This is a genomic window from Neobacillus rhizophilus, assembly GCF_018343535.1.
Lineage (GTDB): Bacteria > Bacillota > Bacilli > Bacillales > Cytobacillaceae > Neobacillus > Neobacillus rhizophilus.
Genome location: NZ_JAGYPF010000001.1, coordinates 335,803 through 353,695, shown reverse-complemented (window position 1 = coordinate 353,695; position 17,893 = coordinate 335,803). Strand labels below are relative to the sequence as shown.

The following is a 17,893-nucleotide window of genomic DNA, read 5'->3' as shown; positions in this document are numbered from 1 at the left end:
TTATACAATGGAGTTATTACAAAAATTATCAAAGGATTTACAAGAAAGAAAAGAAGCTGCACTTTTAGGTGGTGGATGTGATAAAATTGCTGCCCAGCACGAACGTGGACTTTTAACTGCACGCGAAAGAATTGAAAAATTCGCTGACGCCGGCAGCTTTATGGAGCTTGGCATGTTAAATACCTCCGATGTAAAGGGAACCGAGCATAAAAGCTATGGGGATGGACTGATCATTGGTGTCGGTAAAGTGAATGGTAGATCAGCCGTCATTCAGGCCGGGGACAAGACTGTTTTTGCCGGGACGGAAGGTGCTGTTCACATGCGAAAATCCAAAAGTATCCATGAGTTTGCGGTTAAAAACGGCCTCCCAATGTTTGCACTGCACGAGGGCGGCGGATTGCGGATGCCGGATGGAATGGGTTCAGACGGTTTCAGCGATAAACTTTTCCCGCGTGAGATGCTGACAGTTCACCGCCAAGTACCGACGATGACGTCCATTTTGGGAGATAGCTTTGGAGGTCCTACATGGACTGCTGTTTCTTCCGATTTCGTCACCCAGCTGCAAGGAACCTGTATGGCGATTGCCGGCCCACGGATGCTTGAGCTCGCGAACGGGCAGAGGATGATACCGGAAGAATTAGGCGGAGTTGATATTCATAACCGCTTTACCGGGCAAATTGATGATGATGGGGCGACGGAAGAAGAATGCTTTGACCAGATGAAAACCTTTTTTTCATACATGCCGCAAAACAGCGGTGAACGCCCGCAAATGAGACGGACAAATGATGATCCATACCGCTTGGTAGATGAGGTTTTCAATATACTGCCGCAGCAAAACAACCGCGTCTATGATATGAAAAAAATTATTGAAACGATTGTTGATGATGGCATCTTTTACGAATATCAACGGAAATTCGGCAAAGGCTTGATTACATCGTTTGCCCACTTGAACGGGCATGTGGTCGGAATTATCGCCAACCAGCCAAACCAATTTGCCGGAGCACCTGGACCGCATGAGTGTCAAAAGGCGACTGAGTTTATTTGCCTTTGTGACTCCTATCATATCCCGCTGATCTTTCTGCACGATACCCCAGGTTTCCGCATCAGCAGCGAGGCAGAGAAGGCAAAAATGCCTACAAAAATTATGGTCTGGAATCAGGCGTTGGCTTTATCGACTGTACCGAAAATCTCCGTTGTCATCCGTAAAAGTATCGGTGCTGCATACGGGAATATGTGCGGTCCGGGCATGGGCGGTGATTTAGTGGTAGCTTGGCCAAGCGCGGAAATTAATTTTACCGGACCAGAAGTCGGGGTGAATGTCGTGTTTGGCCGCGAATTGGCACGCTCTGAAAATCCAAGTGAGGAACGGAAAAAACTTTTGGAACTTTGGTCATTTGATAGTTCACCATATAAAGCGGCAGCGAAGCATTTGATTGACGATGTCATCCAGCCCAATGAAACACGAAAATTCCTTTGCCAGTCACTTGAATACTTATTAACCTCAAAGCGTGAAAAGAGCGAGAGGTTGCTAGCGACATGGCCGACAGGTATATAAACATTTGGAACCTTTCCATTTTGGAAGGGTTCTTTTTTTTGCGATCCAAATGGGCAATCTAATAAAAAATATTTTTAAAAAAATGTCCACCTGGGGTGAACATTCTTGTGGAAATGTGATAAAGTATAGTAAATGAATCCTTTTATAACAGGGTTTATAAGGAGAATAAATGTCCACCTCAGGAGGACAATTGTATTTTTTAAAAATACATAAACATCGTTTTTCATGATAAAGGAGGATTTGATATGTCCAGTAAAAAGCTAGAGCATTTTTTAAATGAAAATCTTGAGGATTTAAAGGGAAAAGGCCTATATAACGTCATCGATCCGCTTGAAAGTCCAAATGGACCGGTGATTACGATTAACGGCAAGGAACTTGTCAATCTTTCTTCCAATAATTATTTAGGATTAGCAACCGATGAACGGTTGAAAAAAGCTGCTGCCGAAGCACTTGAAAAATATGGAGTGGGAGCAGGAGCTGTTCGGACTATTAATGGAACTCTCAAGCTTCATCTGGAACTGGAGGAAAAATTAGCTGAGTTTAAACATACAGAAGCAGCCATAGCTTATCAATCAGGTTTTAATTGTAACATGGCGGCTATTTCCGCTGTCATGGATCAAAACGATGCGATATTATCAGATGAACTTAACCACGCTTCTATTATTGACGGATGCAGATTGTCAAGAGCTAAGATAATCCGTTTCAACCATTCTGATATGGATGATTTGCGCGCCAAAGCCAAAGAAGCAGTCGAGTCTGGTCAGTATAACAAAGTAATGGTCATTACCGATGGTGTTTTTTCGATGGACGGGGATATCGCGCTGTTGCCAGAAATTGTCAAAATCGCCGAGGAATTTGACTTGATTACCTATGTAGACGATGCACATGGTTCAGGTGTACTTGGTGATGGTGCAGGGACGGTCAAACATTTTGGACTCTCCGATAAAATCGATTTTCAAATTGGTACTCTGTCAAAAGCAATCGGAGTTGTCGGTGGTTATGTTGCCGGAAAGCAAAACTTAATTGACTGGCTGAAGGTTCGCAGCCGTCCGTTCTTATTTTCCACTTCCTTAACACCTGCTGATGTAGCAGCAAGCAAACGTGCAATCGAGATTTTAATGGAAAGTACTGAGCTTAATAAAAAGCTTTGGGAAAACGGAAACTATTTGAAAAAAGGATTAAAGGACTTGGGCTTTAATATTGGAAACAGTGAAACGCCGATTACTCCATGTATCATTGGCGATGAAAAATTAACTCAGGATTTTAGCATACGGTTAAATGAAGAAGGGGTTTATGCGAAGGCGATTGTATTCCCGACCGTTCCTCGCGGGACAGGACGGGTCCGCAATATGCCGACAGCAGCCCATACAAAAGAAATGCTTGATAAGGCCATTGCCATTTATGAAAAAGTCGGCAAGGAATTAGGAATTATTTAAAGATTTTACTGACAGAGGATGATATAGATGAAACGTATATTAATAACGGGTGCTTTAGGTCAAATCGGTTCTGAATTAACCTTAAAGCTTAGAGATATTTACGGAGCGGACAATGTTATTGCTACTGATTTAAAGAAAAACGACAGCGAAGCGGCATTGAGCGGTCCGTTTGAAGTGGTCGATGTGACGGATGGTAAAACGATGGTGGAGACGGCCCGAAAATATAAGGTGGATACGGTGATGCATTTAGCGGCCCTATTGTCAGCCACTGCCGAAGCAAAACCAGTTTTCGCCTGGAATTTGAATATGGGTGGACTGTTAAATGCGCTAGAGACAGCACGCGAAATGAATGCACAATTTTTCACTCCAAGTTCAATTGGTGCTTTTGGTCCATCAACACCAAAAGACAATACGCCACAGGATACGATTATGCGACCTACCACCATGTACGGTGTCAATAAAGTAGCTGGTGAGCTTTTGGCGGATTATTATTTTGAAAAATTCGCTGTTGATACGCGTGGACTGCGTTTCCCTGGATTGATTTCATATGTGGCTCTGCCTGGCGGCGGCACCACCGATTATGCTGTTGAAATTTACTATGAAGCAGTGAAGAATGGACGGTATACTTCATATATTGATAAAGGCACCTATATGGACATGATGTATATGCCGGATGCATTGAATGCCATCGTGGATTTAATTGAAGCGGATGGTTCTAAGTTGAAACACCGCAATTCCTTTAACGTGTCTGCGATGAGTTTCGATCCGGAAGAAATCGCGGCAAGCATCAGAAAATATATACCTGGATTCAAAATGAATTACAATGTCGACCCAACTCGCCAGAAAATTGCGGAAAGCTGGCCAAACTCTATCGATTCCAGTGCGGCTAAGGAAGAGTGGGGCTTCAAATTCGATTATGACTTAGATAAAATGACGAAAGATATGCTTGATAAATTAAGCAAAAAATTTCAATTAAAAATCCCGAGCTAATGCTTGGGGTTTTTGTATTCAATAAGTAACTCAACATTAAGGAATTAGTAGGTAAAGCGAGGATATTATTTGAGGTAATTTTCCGTTAAAGCCTTTGCCGCAATAAAGGTATGATTGTAGACTGGGTTAGAAAAAATAATGTTATTAAGTAGTGTTCTATTGGACAAAACAAGGATTGGAACAGGTCGAAATGTTCAATAGGAGCGTTCTATTGGACAAAACCAGGTTGGATATAGTCGAAATGTCTATTAGAGGCGTGTTATTATAGAAAACTTGCTCTCCAACAAAAAACAGCGAAGCCACAAAGGCTTCGCTGTTATCTTTTCACATAGATTAATTTATCATTTTTCTCGGTTACTCCACCAATGATGGAGGCTTTCGCTAATCCGCGCGAATGCAAGTTATCCATGTACCGCTTTGCATCCTCTTCGGCAATTGATACAAGCAATCCCCCTGAAGTAATCGCATCACATAAAACAAGCTGCTCTTCCGGAAGAATGTCCTCGTACACAACGTCATCAGATAACCATTTATGATTAGACTTAGAGCCGCCGGGGACTACGCCATTTTTCGCTAATTCGATGGCCCCTTCAAGAATTGGCACCTGGTTAAATGAAATTTCAAAGCTCACATCGCTGCCTCGTGCCATTTCGCTTCCGTGTCCTAACAGTCCAAAGCCGGTCACATCGGTTACAGCACTTGGAGTAAATGGGAAGAGCTCTTCAGCAGCGGTTTTATTCAGCATTGCCATTGTTTCCGTCACGGCTTGTTCTTGCTCCGGAGTTACGGCACTTCTTTTAATCCCGGTTGTCAAAATTCCAACGCCAATTGGTTTTGTCAATATAAGGATATCTCCTGGCTTTGCACCAACATTTTTCCAAACTTTTTCCGGATGGACAATTCCTGTCACGGATAACCCAAATTTCGGTTCCTGATCATCGATGGAATGGCCGCCAACCGTGAGGGCCCCAGCTTCTTTAACTTTATCTGCAGCACCGCGTAAAATATCTGCAAGCATATTCGCTCCGAGTTTTTTAATAGGGTAGCCGACGATATTCAATACAGTCTTCGGCTCGCCACCCATCGCGTACACATCGCTTAATGAATTTGCGGCTGCAATCTGGCCGAACATATACGGGTCGTCCACAATTGGAGTAAAGTAGTCTACTGTTTGAATCAGTGCAATCGTATCCGTTAATTGATACACACCCGCATCATCGCTAGTTTCATTCCCGACAAGTAATTCGGGAACAGGGTCTTGTTTTGGTAAAAGACGCAAAACTTGCGTCAGGTCCTCTGGACCAATTTTACAGCCTCAACCTGCCTTAGTTGATAAAGAGGTTAGGCGAATCTTTTCCTGCTCACTCATTATGTACACCTCCCATTAAATAGTATACCTATTATACTAATAGGTGCAAAATATTTGCGGAATAATAGTTGAAAAGATAAAATGTTTCTAACATATACATAATGGAAAGCAGGAGGACATCAATGAAAAACTTTCATGTAATTGTTGAATTTTGCATGCAGTGAAACTACGCACCAAAAGCCGCGAGTTTCGCGGAGGAACTAATCACGCATTTCCGGCGTGATATTTCAAAATTGGAATTGATTCCGGCCTCGGGAGGAATCTTCGAGGTTACCGTGAACGGGGAAAAAATCTACTCTAAAGATGAAATAGGGTTATTCCCAGATACAGAAGACATTATTAAAATCATGGAGTCAAAATAATAAAAAACCCTCACAAACGTGAGGGTTTTTTATTGCCGGTAATTTTATTATGTAAACTGCGAAATAAAAAGTAAATCAAGGCAGCGTAATATACCGATTTTTTCCTGATCCATTATTTATTTTTGAAATAAAAATTTCTAACACATTATTTTGGAAAGAAGCGTTTATACAATGATAGATAATAGGAAAAGGGAAGTCGATGGTGCGGGTCTTTTTTGGATGTCGTGATGGGAATGCGTAAGAATGTTTTTGCGCTGTAATGATAAGCTGAGTATTATCAGTTTTTACTTTAATCTCCGAACTGACATATTCATCTAATGATGCCTCTACAATCCAATCTGTTTCGGTTTCGTATATATCAATTCTAAATTGATATAAATCACAATGGGTTGTAAATGGGTCCAAAAAATAATTTGTTAACCATTTTTCCATTTTCTCAAAATCAACAATAGAATTTCGAGGCAGGTTTTTCTTTTTCAAAATATTATTCCTCCTTACACGTTTCATTTTATTCAAGGAGCCGAAAAATGTTAAAAATGCTATAATAGGACAAAAGAAGGATTTTAAGGAGATATTTATTGCATGAAAGAAACCTTGCGCAGCATTCCACCTGTACATGAGCTTCAACATCACCCACAGTTTAAAGTGCTGATTGAACAAAATCAGCTTGATGCAACAGCCCTGACTGGTCTTTTAAAAGACATTCTGGATGAGATTAGACAAGCAATCATCCGCCAAAAGTGGCAAGGGTCATTGCCTGGAACGGAATCGTTTATCGATGAAATTTTTCAACAGCTGCAATATAAAATTAAAAAACAGCTTTCCTATACATTAGAAAAAGTTATTAATGCAACAGGCACGATTTTACATACCAATCTTGGCAGGGCCAGGTTAAGCAATGCTGCTATTCAACATGTAGTGGAAGTAGCGCAAAACTATTCAAATCTTGAATATAATTTAAATAAAGGGGAACGTGGTTCCCGCCATAGTCATGTTGAAGCCTTGATTAAAGAGATTACTGGGGCCGAAGCGGCGATGGTCGTGAATAATAATGCTGCTGCTGTTTACCTCGTCTTAAGAGCCTTGGCCAAAAATAAAGAGGTCATTGTATCAAGAGGACAGCTAGTTGAAATCGGCGGATCGTTTCGAATTTCTTCTATCATGGAGGAGAGCGGTGCGAAATTAATCGAAGTTGGGACAACCAATAAAACTCATATTTATGATTATGAAAATGCGGTGACTCCCGACACGGCTATCATCTTGAAAGTTCACACCAGCAATTTTAAGGTAATTGGTTTTACGAAATCGGTTGAGTCAGAGGAATTAATTCAGCTTACAAAAACCCGTGAAGATGTCCTTTTCTATGAGGATTTAGGAAGTGGTGCATTATTTGACCTAAGAAACCATGGAATTGGGGACGAGCCGATAGTCAAAGAAGTACTCGGAATGGGTGCGGATGTTGTTACATTTAGCGGAGACAAGCTGTTAGGAGGTCCGCAGGCCGGAATTATTGCTGGGAAAAAGGCAATTATTGACCGATTGAAAAAACACCAGCTTGCGCGGGTGGTGCGGGTGGATAAAATGACACTTGCAGCTCTTGAGGGTACATTACTAGATTATGCCCGTGGTGAAAAGACGATGAAAAATATTCCGGTCATCCGTGATTTATTAATTTCTGTCAATGAATTAGACGAAAGGGCAACAAACTTTGTTACAAATTTGTTACAAAGGACAACTGCTTTTCAGGCAAATATTTTTCAAGCTACAAGTCAGGTTGGAGGAGGCACTATGCCGGATGTGGAATTGCCTGCAAGGGTCATAGCCCTGCGGCATGAATCCTTAACGGCCGAGCAGCTTGGCAGGAAGTTAAGAACGGAGTCCAAGCCTGCTATCATTGGCAGAATTCAAAAGGATGAATTTTTGATTGATTTGCGGACTGTTACTAAGGAGGAAGAGGAGCAGCTGCTAGATACATTGTTACATATTTAAGAAAAACGAAAGCATCGTTTCAGTGGATTCTGAATCGATGCTTTTTTCGATTAGCTAATCGTTAAATTACATATCATGGCTTGAATTATGTTTTTGACGCGTATGGTTACGATTTTTCACCTTTTTCGACCCGCTTAAAGGCTCCGGCTGGCCGGATTGTTTTGGGGCATTTCTGCGCATATCTGTCCCATCATTTTTGTTGGTCATCATTATCCCTCCTCAACAGTTAGGATGCGGTCAATCATTCTTTTTATGTGCTGAATATTTTTTTTTGTTCTGTACAATTTAATGGGTAAACAATTTAAGGAGGAATACTAAAGGTGCAAAGAAATCCTTATAACAAGAATAAACAGGAAGCTTTTCAAGCTGCTCAGCAGGGGTTTGAGAATGCACAGGGACTTTTCGAAACCATTGTCAGTGACAGTGCTAGCTATGGACATCAATTAAAGCATTTGAAAAATGAAGTAAATGAGGCGTATCAACAAATTGAGAATGCGCTCGAAGTGGCTTCTGAAACACAAAGGGCACAGCTAGAGCGTTTCCAGAATGATCTAAAACAAATTGTTACTGAAGTAAATGACTTTCAATAAAATTGAAAAAGCGGGAATCCCGTCCCGCTTTTTCAGTTCATATTAATATTCAAATAAGAAAATTACTGATTCTTTTTACGTTTCTTATTGTTTCGTCTTTCCATTTCTGTAAGGGGTTCATTGGCCATCTCTTCATTATAGCCTGCACCCATACCTTGCGCACCTGCTGCATTCATCCCTGGTATGACATGCTTCGCCTTTTTTTTCGCCATTAACCTTCACCTCCTGTTAAAATTACTATCTCCATTCGGACGAAATTAATGACAAATAAAAGTTTTTTTGCCATAATGTAAGAGGGAATCCTTCGGATGGCAAAAGAAAATTTTACATAGGTAATGATAGTTTTTTCGAAATATTCCGAACAAATTACATAAAAAAACATAAGAAAAACTTATCAATCACAATAACTTTCTTGTTATTTACTTATGTAATCGGTTGTATTAAGATTATTTTTGTGAGAAAAGTAAAAGCCGGATGGGGATTTTTCAACTTTTCGATTTTTGTATTTTTATGACGTATAAGGGGGTTACTACCATGGCGAAAAATGATGTGTTTAACGCACGATCTTCCTTTGACGTAAACGGCAAAACTTATCATTATTACCGTCTAAACGCTTTGGAAGAAGCAGGCATTGGCAACGTGTCCAAATTGCCTTATTCCGTAAAAGTATTACTTGAATCCGTGCTCCGCCAATATGATGGCCGTGTTATCACAAAAGAGCATGTTGAAAATCTTGCAAAATGGGGAACGGATGAGCTTAAAGAGGTGGATGTACCTTTCAAGCCTTCCCGTGTAATTCTTCAGGACTTCACTGGTGTTCCTGCAGTTGTTGACCTTGCTTCCTTAAGAAAAGCAATGGCTGACCTTGGCGGCGATCCAGACAAAATCAATCCTGAAAAAACAGTTGACCTTGTTATCGACCACTCTGTACAGGTTGACGCATATGGTAACGAAAATGCCTTAAAAGTTAACATGGATTTAGAATTCGAACGTAATGCTGAGCGTTACCAGTTTTTAAGCTGGGCACAAAAAGCATTCAATAACTACCGCGCTGTACCTCCAGCAACTGGTATCGTCCACCAAGTTAACCTTGAGTACTTGGCTGATGTTGTTCATGTTGCAGAAGTTGACGGCGAGCTTGAAGCTTATCCAGATACACTTGTCGGTACTGACTCTCATACAACCATGATCAACGGTCTTGGCGTGCTTGGCTGGGGTGTTGGCGGTATCGAAGCAGAAGCAGGCATGCTTGGCCAGCCTTCTTACTTCCCAGTACCAGAGGTTGTAGGGGTTAAATTAACCGGTGAACTGCCAAATGGTGCAACTGCTACTGACCTTGCTTTAAAAGTAACACAAGTTCTTCGTAAGCATGGCGTAGTTGGCAAATTTGTTGAATTCTACGGACCAGGCGTTTCTTCATTACCGCTTGCTGACCGTGCAACAGTTGCAAACATGGCTCCTGAATACGGTGCAACTTGCGGATTCTTCGCAATTGATGATGAATCACTTGGATATATGCGCTTAACAGGCCGCGATGAAGAAGCAATCAAAGTTGTTGAGGCATATTGCAAAGCTAACGGCTTATTCTTCTCACCAGCTGATGAGCCAGTTTATACTGACGTAGTCGAAATCAACCTTGCTGAAATCGAAGCAAATCTTTCCGGTCCTAAGCGTCCGCAGGATTTAATTCCACTTTCAAAAATGAAGGAAGAATTCGTGAAGGCTGTTTCTGCTCCTCAAGGCAATCAAGGCTTCGGCTTAGGTTCCGATGAGCTTGAAAAGTCTGCAACCGTTAAATTTAACAACGGCGACGAAGCAGAAATCAAAACAGGTGCTGTTGCGATTGCTTCTATCACAAGCTGTACAAACACTTCTAACCCATATGTTCTAGTGGGTGCAGGTCTTGTTGCGAAGAAAGCTGTAGAACTTGGAATGGAAGTTCCTAAGTTTGTAAAAACTTCTTTGGCACCAGGATCTAAGGTTGTAACTGGTTACCTTCGTGAATCCGGATTGCTTCCATACCTTGAGCAAATCGGCTTCAACCTTGTTGGTTACGGCTGTACAACATGTATCGGTAACTCCGGTCCATTAAAAGAAGAAATCGAAAAAACAATCGCGGAAAACGACCTATTAGTTACATCTGTTCTTTCCGGTAACCGTAACTTTGAAGGACGTATCCATCCGCTTGTAAAAGCTAACTACCTAGCATCACCACCGCTAGTTGTTACTTATGCATTAGCTGGAACAGTTAACGTTGACTTCGAAAAAGATCCTATCGGAAAAGACAAAAACGGCAACGACGTCTTCTTCAAGGATATCTGGCCAACTACTGCTGAAGTAAATGAAGTAGTAAAACAAACTGTTACACCTGAACTGTTCCGTAGAGAATACGAGAACGTGTTTGGCGACAACGAGCGCTGGAATGAAATCAAGACTAGCAACGAGCCTTTATATACTTGGGATGAGGATTCAACTTATATTGCAAATCCTCCATTCTTTGAAGGTTTATCTAAAGACCCAGGTGAAGTTGAGCCATTAACTGCTCTTCGCATCGTTGGTAAGTTTGGCGACTCTGTTACAACTGACCATATTTCACCTGCAGGAGCGATTGGCAAAAATACTCCAGCTGGTAAATATCTATTAGAAAAAGGCGTTCAGCCTCGTGACTTCAACTCTTACGGCTCCCGCCGTGGTAACCACGAAGTTATGATGCGCGGTACGTTCGCAAACATCCGTATCCGTAACCAAATCGCACCTGGCACAGAAGGCGGCTTCACAACTTACTGGCCAACAGGCGAAGTTATGTCCATTTATGATGCTTGCATGAAGTACAAAGAAGAAGGCACTGGCTTAATGGTTCTTGCTGGAAAAGACTACGGAATGGGATCTTCCCGTGACTGGGCTGCAAAAGGTACTAACCTATTAGGCATCAAGACTGTTCTTGCTGAAAGCTTCGAGCGTATCCACCGTTCTAACCTTGTATTAATGGGCGTTCTTCCACTTCAATTCAAAGAAGGCGACAACGCTGAATCACTTGGTTTAACTGGCAAGGAAACATTTGAAGTTCAAGTTGACGAGAACGTAAAACCACGTGACCTTGTAAAAGTTACTTCTACTGCTGAAGATGGCAGCAAGAAGGAATTTGAAGTAGTTGTCCGCTTCGACTCTGAAGTTGAAATCGACTACTACCGTCACGGCGGAATCCTGCAAATGGTTCTTCGTGAAAGATTACAAGGCTAATCCTTTAATAATAAAACACCATGCGTGAAATCGCATGGTGTTTTTTTGTGTTTTCTTAAAAAAATGGAATATTTGTCCAAGCATCTACCTAATTAGAACCATATAATAAAACACAAAACCAATCTTTTTTTGTATATCGTAAAAGAGGAGTGAGTAATATGGGATGTGGTTGTGGAGGCAAGTCATCCAGACAAGTAAGACCCAATAATGTAAATTATTATTCGCCAAATCGAAGAAATGTTTATAGAAGGCAACCAGATAATTTGAATAATCAAGAAGGTCAAAATCAAGTACAACAAGATAATAATAACAAAAATCAGAAGTAATCCATAAATCCTCCTTTTGTATTTTGTTGACAATCCTGCTTATAATTGCTTAGAATGAGATTAATCAATCGTAAAGGAATGAAAAAAGGGCCGATGAAGTTTTAATCTTATTTTTCAGAACATGATTCGAATAAACGAAAAATGTTGAACCTGAAGAATGGGATAAGTCTGTCCTTTTTATGTCCTGATTATAAGCTGCTAATAACCTTTAAAGAGGTTTATTTCGTGTTGCTTTTAATAAGACATTTTACTCTCTTCAGGTTCATGGAGGGAGTTTTTTTATGAACAAAAATAGAGTTATTTTAAGTATAAAAGGATTAGAAAAGAGCTTTCATTTACGAAAAATCTTAGATGAAATTCAGTTGGATATTAAATTTGGTGAAAGAATCGGTCTTGTTGGTTACAACGGCAGCGGCAAAACGACATTGGCAAATCTCATCTTGGGAAAGGAAGTGCAAGATCGTGGCCACATAGAAAAATCACCTGATCTGAAAATAGGCTACCTATCTCAATCAATTGATTATGAAGTAAATGATTTTCAGGAATCCTTAAAAATATGTGAGGTTTTTCAGCTCGCCAGCGAGTTAGGGTTGAAAAAGGTTCAAAATTGGCAGGATGAAAGGCTAGAGCATTTAAGCGGCGGCGAAAAGCTAAAACTTGCTCTTTCAAGTATATGGGCTTCAAAACCGGACCTGTTAATTTTGGATGAACCGACAAACCATTTAGACCTTAAAGGAGTTAATTGGTTAATTTCTGAAATAGAAAAATTCCCGGGTTCTGTTTTGATTATCTCACATGACCGACATTTTCTTGATCAAACAGTTAACCGGATTTTTGAGTTGGAGGCTGGAAAGCTTCAGTTTTACCAAGGTAATTATAGTGAATACCGTAAGGAGAAGGAGCGCAAAATAGCGAACCAAAAGCATCAGTACGAAGTGCAGCAGCGCCAGATTGAACGGGTAGAAGAGCAAATGGACCAATTAAAATCCTGGTCGGATAAAGCGCATAGAACTTCCACAAAAGAGGAAGGTTTTAAGGAATATCACCGGGTCAAAGCAAAGAAGCGTGACGCACAAATAAAGTCAAAAATGAAACGACTGCAGAGTGAACTGGGCAAAAACAAGGTAGATAAACCTTTGGAAGAAGCAACGGTTCAATTTGAGTTTGACAGCTGCGGAAAAAGAGGGAAGCGTATCATTGAGGCAAAAAATCTGTCCATGGCTTTTAAGGGCAGATACCTTTTCCGAAATTCCCAATTTTACATTAATTATGGAGAGCGGATTGGACTCCTTGGCGAAAATGGCTGCGGGAAAACAACGTTAATCAAAATTTTTATGGGATTGGTTTCGCGGACTGACGGAGAATTGTGGAAGAGCGATTCGTTAAGAATTGCTTACTTAAGCCAGGATGTTGCTGATTTACCTGTTGAAAAAACAGCAATCGAAGCATTGGGATTAACCGACCGCGATCACATTTTTAAAGCAAGAACCATGCTTGCCAACCTGGGGCTTAAGGAACAATTCATTACAAAACCTATTGGAACGTTAAGTCTTGGTGAACGGACCAGGGTTAAGCTTGTTGACATGTTATTGAAAGACTATGATGTCTTAATTCTGGATGAGCCGACTAATCATTTGGATTTGCCCAGTAGAGAACAGCTTGAAAAAACATTATCTGAGTTTACTGGGACAATTATCACCGTTTCTCATGATTATTATTTTTTAAATAAACTTTGTAATCGGCTTTTGGTGTTTGAAGATCAGCAAATAAAGCGATTTGAAATGGGACCGGAGGAGTTTTTTAATAAAGAGAATAAAAAAGATGAAGGGGACCAAAAAGAAATCCTAATGGTAATTGAAAACAAAATTGCCGCAGTACTTGGGGAGTTAGCACTTATTGACCGCCAAGATCCAAAATATCCTCTATTAGATAAAGAATTTAATGAATTGCTAAAACAGAAAAGGAATCTGATTGGGTAAGGGCCTCAGGGCTCTTCCCTTAACTGTCACAAAATCGAAATATGTATGCTTTGTTTCAACTGAGTTTATAGTGTAAAATCAGGGTAATTGGATTATGTATAAAGGAGAGATTCGGGATGGTGAAGAAAGTCATTGCTGCCGTGTTATTGATATCATTATTAACCGTAGCAATCGTCCAAGCAGTAAATAAAAAGGCAGAGAAACCCGAAACCGCAAGCCCGACAGCAGCTGCTCAAAACGGCCCGGCAATCGGCGCCAAAGCACCTGATTTTGAACTAAAAACATTGGCTGGAGAAACCGTCAAGCTATCTGATTTAAAAGGTAAAAAAGTTATGCTTAACTTTTGGGCGACTTGGTGTCCGCCATGTAAAGCTGAGATGCCTGATATGGAACAGCTTCATAAAGAAGCGGGTGACGATATAACCATCCTAGCGGTAAATATCGATCCGCAATTGGATGTTCAAGGATTTGTGAATGAATATAAAATAACTTTCCCAATCCTGCTTGACTCTGAGGATGCAGTAAATGAAAAGTATCAAGTCCTATCAATTCCATCGACATATTTTATTGATAGCAAAGGAGTCATTCAAAATAAATTCGTTGGTTCCATGAAGCTTGAGGAAATGAAGGAATTTACAAGCAAGTTGAAATAAACGTTGGATTAAACATCCAGCGTTTTTTTTTTGGCTAATAAGAAAGTATAAGTGCAACTACGCCTCTGTCTTCGCCCTTAGGGGGCTCGCCAATCAGCTAGTTTTCATTATAAAAAAAATAAAGAATTAAATTTTCAAAAAGTTGTAATAATTTAAACCGTTATTGGTGATAATAACTGTTAGAATAGGACATAAGGAAGGTGATACAAATGAGAAAGCCAAGAAAACGTTCTTTTGCGGAACTAGTATCTGAAAATAAATCACAACTTTTAAAAGACCGTGCTGCAATGGAAAAAATTGAACAGCGCATTGAAGCAAAGCGCCTCGGTAAAGCTGAGTAATTAAAAAAGATTACCATTCATTCATCTGCCCCCTTTGGACAAAATGTTAGTAAGGGGGGATTAGAATGGGTAAAGGTTATCAAACAAAACGCTTTAGGCCGGACCATATCGGTACACAGCCGCAAAGTGCCGGTGGAAATAAGGGCAAGAAAATGCAGGATACATCCGGCCAACACGCCCAGGTTATGCAAACTAAAGGCGAATAAATATAGAAATCCAAGACCCGTGTGCACTTGCGCAGGGTCTTTTTAATTTGATAATGCAATTTTTTCTGTGATATTTTTTAGTCTTCGTTACAAACTATATCTGTAACATGAACAATTTCTTAGGAGGAGTTAACATGCCTTATAACAACAAACCAAATCCAGATGATCGCAGCGATAATGTTGAGAAACTGCAAAACATGATTGAAAATACGATTCAGAATATGGAAGCGGCTGAAGAGTCCATGTCTTTCACTGACAGCGAAACACAGCGCCAGCAAATTCAAGAGAAAAATCAGCGCAGACAGGAAAGCATCGAATCTTTCCGTTCAGAAATTAAGGATGAGGCCAATAACAACCAGGGATAAAAAAGCTAAGGACCAGTTCTTCAAGGACGGTCCTTTTTTTGGCTAATAAGAAAGAATAAATTCAACTACGCCTCATGAACCGTCCTAACGTACTCGCCAATCGGCGAGTTTTCATTTAGTTCCCAAATTTTAAGTTATCAAGCCCGATGTGTTAAGATAGAAGGGAATTTCTTATGAAGAGTTGATCCTATTGAAACATGAAATGAACCAAATAAAGAATTGGAAAATGGAACTTCAGCAAAATGGAACTATCAAGGATGAAGGGCCAATTATTGCTGCTTTGGAAAAGGAAAGAAATCCTTTAATCTTATCGGACCTATTGACCACAGCGGCATTATCAAGACTTGGACGTAATAACCAGGACAGCATAGCCGTCCCAATGCTTAAAAAAGCTCTACAGTTGGACCCTGATAATAAAAAGGCAACGGAATATCTTTTTCGAGCTGACTGGAAAAAAATGAAGGATATTCTCGCTCCACTCATCTTTCCACCAATAAGGGAGACCGATAACCGAACAGCCAAGAAGAAAATTGCTGAGGAATACATAGAAATATGTAAAAGCTTTTTAACCGAAGCAGAGGATGCACTGCATGATCTTGAATCAAAGTCTGGAACCCCTTCACGGATGGATCAGACTGAACCCTATCGTCAGCTAAATGCATTATTATCTTTGGCAATTGGAGAAACCGCCTCATTATTAAAGGCTGCCGAAGAATATGATCAATCGATTACTGGTGTTTTTCATACTTCCGTCTACTATGAGGATTTAAAAAATCATTTAGCCAACCTCGAAAACATTAAAGTAAAATGGCAGGAGTTATTTGTTGAAAGTAATCATGAAGGCCAGTCTGAAAAAAAGGCGTTGGAACAGCTGAATGATATGGTTGGTATGGCTACGGTTAAAAAAAGAGTAAATGATTTCTATCAAGTGTTAAAATACCAAAAACAGCGCAAAGAACTTGGCTTTAAAATAAAGGATGAATTCAGCCTAAATATGATATTAACCGGGAATCCGGGTACTGGAAAAACAACGGTCTCCCGGCTGCTTGCAAAAATCTATCATGAACTGGGCGTCCTCCCACAGGAAAAAGTGGTTGAGACCAACCGTTCGCAGCTTGTCGGCTCATTTGTCGGCCAAACCGAAGAAAACGTCCGAGCCGCAGTGGAAAGGGCAAAAGGCGGCGTGTTATTTATTGACGAAGCCTATAGTCTGAAGCGGGAAGGCCAGACTGGAAATGATTATGGACAAGCAGCCATCGACACTTTGGTTGCCTTGATGACAAGTGAGGAGTACGGCGGGAAATTTGCGGTAATATTAGCAGGATATACCGAGGAAATGCGCAGCTTTTTAGAGGCTAATATGGGACTTCGCAGCCGTTTCCCACAATCTAATATGATTCATTTACCAAATTATTCGAATGAAGAGTTGATCCAAATCGCCGAAATGGCGGCTGCTGATAATGACTATTTGTTTACAGAGGAAGCAAAAGTGGAAATCAATCATCGTCTTGATCTCGAGCGGGTGGACGAGTCATTCGGAAATGCTAGAGCAGCTCGTAATATCGTGTTGGATGCCATTTTTAAAAAAGGATCAGAAAACAATAGCGAAGATGAAATTTTGAAATTTATCCTTTTAACAAAGGAAGATTTTCTTTTAGAGCAGCCTGAAGGTAAAGAGTCCCCGCAGGATCAGCTTGATGCCTTGATAGGTCTTGGGCCATTAAAAGAAGAAATTCGTTCATTAGTTTCATTTGTAAAAATGCAGCAATACCGTCGCAACAATGGTCTCCCGACCGTACCCATTCAACTGCATTCCGTTTTTACCGGCAATCCGGGAACCGGAAAAACTACTGTAGCTAAAATCTATGCCGAGCTGCTAAAGGAATGCGGTATTTTAAAAAGAGGTCATTTAATTGTAACGAGCAGAGCGGATTTTGTGGCAGGATATGTAGGGCAAACGGCCGGTAAGACAAAGAAGAAAATTAGGGAGGCTCTTGGCGGGGTCCTGTTCATTGATGAAGCCTATGCCCTCCTTGGGTCTACAGCAGGAGACTTTGGAAAAGAAGTAATCGATACGCTTGTTGATGAAATGACCAAGCATAATGATAATTTGGTTGTCATTTTAGCGGGTTATCCTGTTGAAATGAATGAATTATTGGAAAGCAACCCGGGGCTCCGTTCACGGTTTAAAAAGTTTTTCTTTTTCCCTGATTATGCACCTGAGGAACTGCTGGAGATTATCGTTTTCTATGCCGGAAGTTATCAATACAAACTTACAGAAAAAGCTAAAGGTCTGCTTACACAGTCTATGGAGAAGGAAGCTTTCAAAGGAAACGGACGGATGGCAGCAAACCTGGTGGATGAAATGATTCAGGCCCAGGCCAAAAGATTGATCAATTTAGAACACATCGAAAATCTATTGGAAAAAGCACAGCTACTTGAAGCGGAGGATGCAGAGGCGGCGCTTAAAAAGATAAAGTAAAAGATACCAT

Annotated in this window: 16 protein-coding genes and 1 pseudogene; 13 read left to right on the top strand and 4 right to left on the bottom strand. The window is 40.6% G+C overall.

Features of this window, described 5'->3' with window-relative positions; all coding sequences use genetic code 11:
* The first annotated feature begins 7 nt into the window (after positions 1 to 7).
* From KHA99_RS01675 to KHA99_RS01665, 3 genes are all read left to right on the top strand, one after another.
* A complete protein-coding gene (locus tag KHA99_RS01675; protein ID WP_213115696.1) occupies positions 8 to 1,555 on the top strand; it encodes an acyl-CoA carboxylase subunit beta in 1,548 nt (515 codons plus the stop codon).
* A 245-nt stretch (positions 1,556 to 1,800) separates the two neighbouring features.
* Entirely contained in the window at positions 1,801 to 2,991 is a 1,191-nt protein-coding gene (locus KHA99_RS01670) for a glycine C-acetyltransferase (protein ID WP_213115695.1), read from the top strand.
* A 27-nt stretch (positions 2,992 to 3,018) separates the two neighbouring features.
* Positions 3,019 to 3,981 (top strand): L-threonine 3-dehydrogenase, encoded by a 963-nt coding sequence (locus KHA99_RS01665; RefSeq protein ID WP_213115694.1) that lies wholly within the window; start codon positions 3,019 to 3,021, stop codon positions 3,979 to 3,981.
* 316 nt (positions 3,982 to 4,297) lie between these two features.
* On the opposite strand, the gene selD is transcribed toward KHA99_RS01665, so the two are convergent.
* Complete coding sequence (selD, locus tag KHA99_RS01660; RefSeq protein ID WP_213115693.1) at positions 4,298 to 5,350, bottom strand: selenide, water dikinase SelD; 1,053 nt, start codon at positions 5,348 to 5,350, stop codon at positions 4,298 to 4,300.
* A 176-nt stretch (positions 5,351 to 5,526) separates the two neighbouring features.
* Between selD and KHA99_RS31460 the strand changes: the two are divergent.
* Positions 5,527 to 5,712 (top strand): annotated as a pseudogene (locus tag KHA99_RS31460) (Rdx family protein); the annotation flags it as partial.
* A 75-nt stretch (positions 5,713 to 5,787) separates the two neighbouring features.
* On the opposite strand, the gene KHA99_RS01650 reads toward KHA99_RS31460, so the two are convergent.
* Positions 5,788 to 6,192, bottom strand: a complete 405-nt coding sequence (locus tag KHA99_RS01650; protein WP_213115692.1) for an Hsp20/alpha crystallin family protein — start codon at positions 6,190 to 6,192, stop codon at positions 5,788 to 5,790.
* A gap of 102 nt (positions 6,193 to 6,294) precedes the next feature.
* On the opposite strand from KHA99_RS01650, the gene selA reads away from it, so the two are divergent.
* Positions 6,295 to 7,701 (top strand): L-seryl-tRNA(Sec) selenium transferase, encoded by a 1,407-nt coding sequence (selA, locus tag KHA99_RS01645; RefSeq protein ID WP_213115691.1) that lies wholly within the window; start codon positions 6,295 to 6,297, stop codon positions 7,699 to 7,701.
* Positions 7,702 to 7,767: 66 nt separating this feature from the next.
* Here selA and KHA99_RS01640 read toward each other — a convergent pair whose 3' ends face one another.
* Complete coding sequence (locus KHA99_RS01640; protein ID WP_213115690.1) at positions 7,768 to 7,908, bottom strand: small acid-soluble spore protein P; 141 nt, start codon at positions 7,906 to 7,908, stop codon at positions 7,768 to 7,770.
* 113 nt (positions 7,909 to 8,021) lie between these two features.
* Here KHA99_RS01640 and KHA99_RS01635 point away from each other — a divergent pair, with 113 nt between their 5' ends.
* Positions 8,022 to 8,291 carry a hypothetical protein gene (locus KHA99_RS01635; protein ID WP_213115689.1) on the top strand — a complete coding sequence of 90 codons (270 nt, stop codon included), beginning with the start codon at positions 8,022 to 8,024 and terminating at the stop codon, positions 8,289 to 8,291.
* A gap of 62 nt (positions 8,292 to 8,353) precedes the next feature.
* Here the strand turns inward: KHA99_RS01635 and sspO are convergent, their stop codons facing one another.
* The gene (gene sspO / locus KHA99_RS01630) at positions 8,354 to 8,503 is read right to left on the bottom strand and encodes a small acid-soluble spore protein SspO (protein WP_213115688.1); all 150 of its coding nucleotides are present in this window, start codon (positions 8,501 to 8,503) and stop codon (positions 8,354 to 8,356) included.
* A gap of 322 nt (positions 8,504 to 8,825) precedes the next feature.
* Here sspO and acnA point away from each other — a divergent pair, with 322 nt between their 5' ends.
* The 7 genes from acnA to KHA99_RS01595 all read left to right on the top strand — a co-directional run bounded on the left by acnA (position 8,826) and on the right by KHA99_RS01595 (position 17,883).
* A complete protein-coding gene (acnA, locus tag KHA99_RS01625) occupies positions 8,826 to 11,531 on the top strand; it encodes an aconitate hydratase AcnA (RefSeq protein ID WP_213115687.1) in 2,706 nt (901 codons plus the stop codon).
* A 607-nt stretch (positions 11,532 to 12,138) separates the two neighbouring features.
* Positions 12,139 to 13,836: a ribosomal protection-like ABC-F family protein gene (gene abc-f / locus KHA99_RS01620; RefSeq protein WP_213115686.1), complete on the top strand. Its 1,698-nt coding sequence runs from the start codon at positions 12,139 to 12,141 to the stop codon at positions 13,834 to 13,836.
* 116 nt (positions 13,837 to 13,952) lie between these two features.
* Positions 13,953 to 14,489 (top strand): peroxiredoxin family protein, encoded by a 537-nt coding sequence (locus KHA99_RS01615; protein ID WP_213115685.1) that lies wholly within the window; start codon positions 13,953 to 13,955, stop codon positions 14,487 to 14,489.
* 209 nt (positions 14,490 to 14,698) lie between these two features.
* A complete protein-coding gene (locus tag KHA99_RS01610; RefSeq protein WP_066304847.1) occupies positions 14,699 to 14,830 on the top strand; it encodes an FbpB family small basic protein in 132 nt (43 codons plus the stop codon).
* Positions 14,831 to 14,895: 65 nt separating this feature from the next.
* Positions 14,896 to 15,036 carry an acid-soluble spore protein N gene (locus KHA99_RS01605; protein ID WP_213115684.1) on the top strand — a complete coding sequence of 47 codons (141 nt, stop codon included), beginning with the start codon at positions 14,896 to 14,898 and terminating at the stop codon, positions 15,034 to 15,036.
* Positions 15,037 to 15,170: 134 nt separating this feature from the next.
* Positions 15,171 to 15,401: a small acid-soluble spore protein Tlp gene (gene tlp, locus KHA99_RS01600; protein WP_213115683.1), complete on the top strand. Its 231-nt coding sequence runs from the start codon at positions 15,171 to 15,173 to the stop codon at positions 15,399 to 15,401.
* A 190-nt stretch (positions 15,402 to 15,591) separates the two neighbouring features.
* Positions 15,592 to 17,883: an AAA family ATPase gene (locus KHA99_RS01595; RefSeq protein WP_249366387.1), complete on the top strand. Its 2,292-nt coding sequence runs from the start codon at positions 15,592 to 15,594 to the stop codon at positions 17,881 to 17,883.
* Positions 17,884 to 17,893 lie beyond the last annotated feature (10 nt).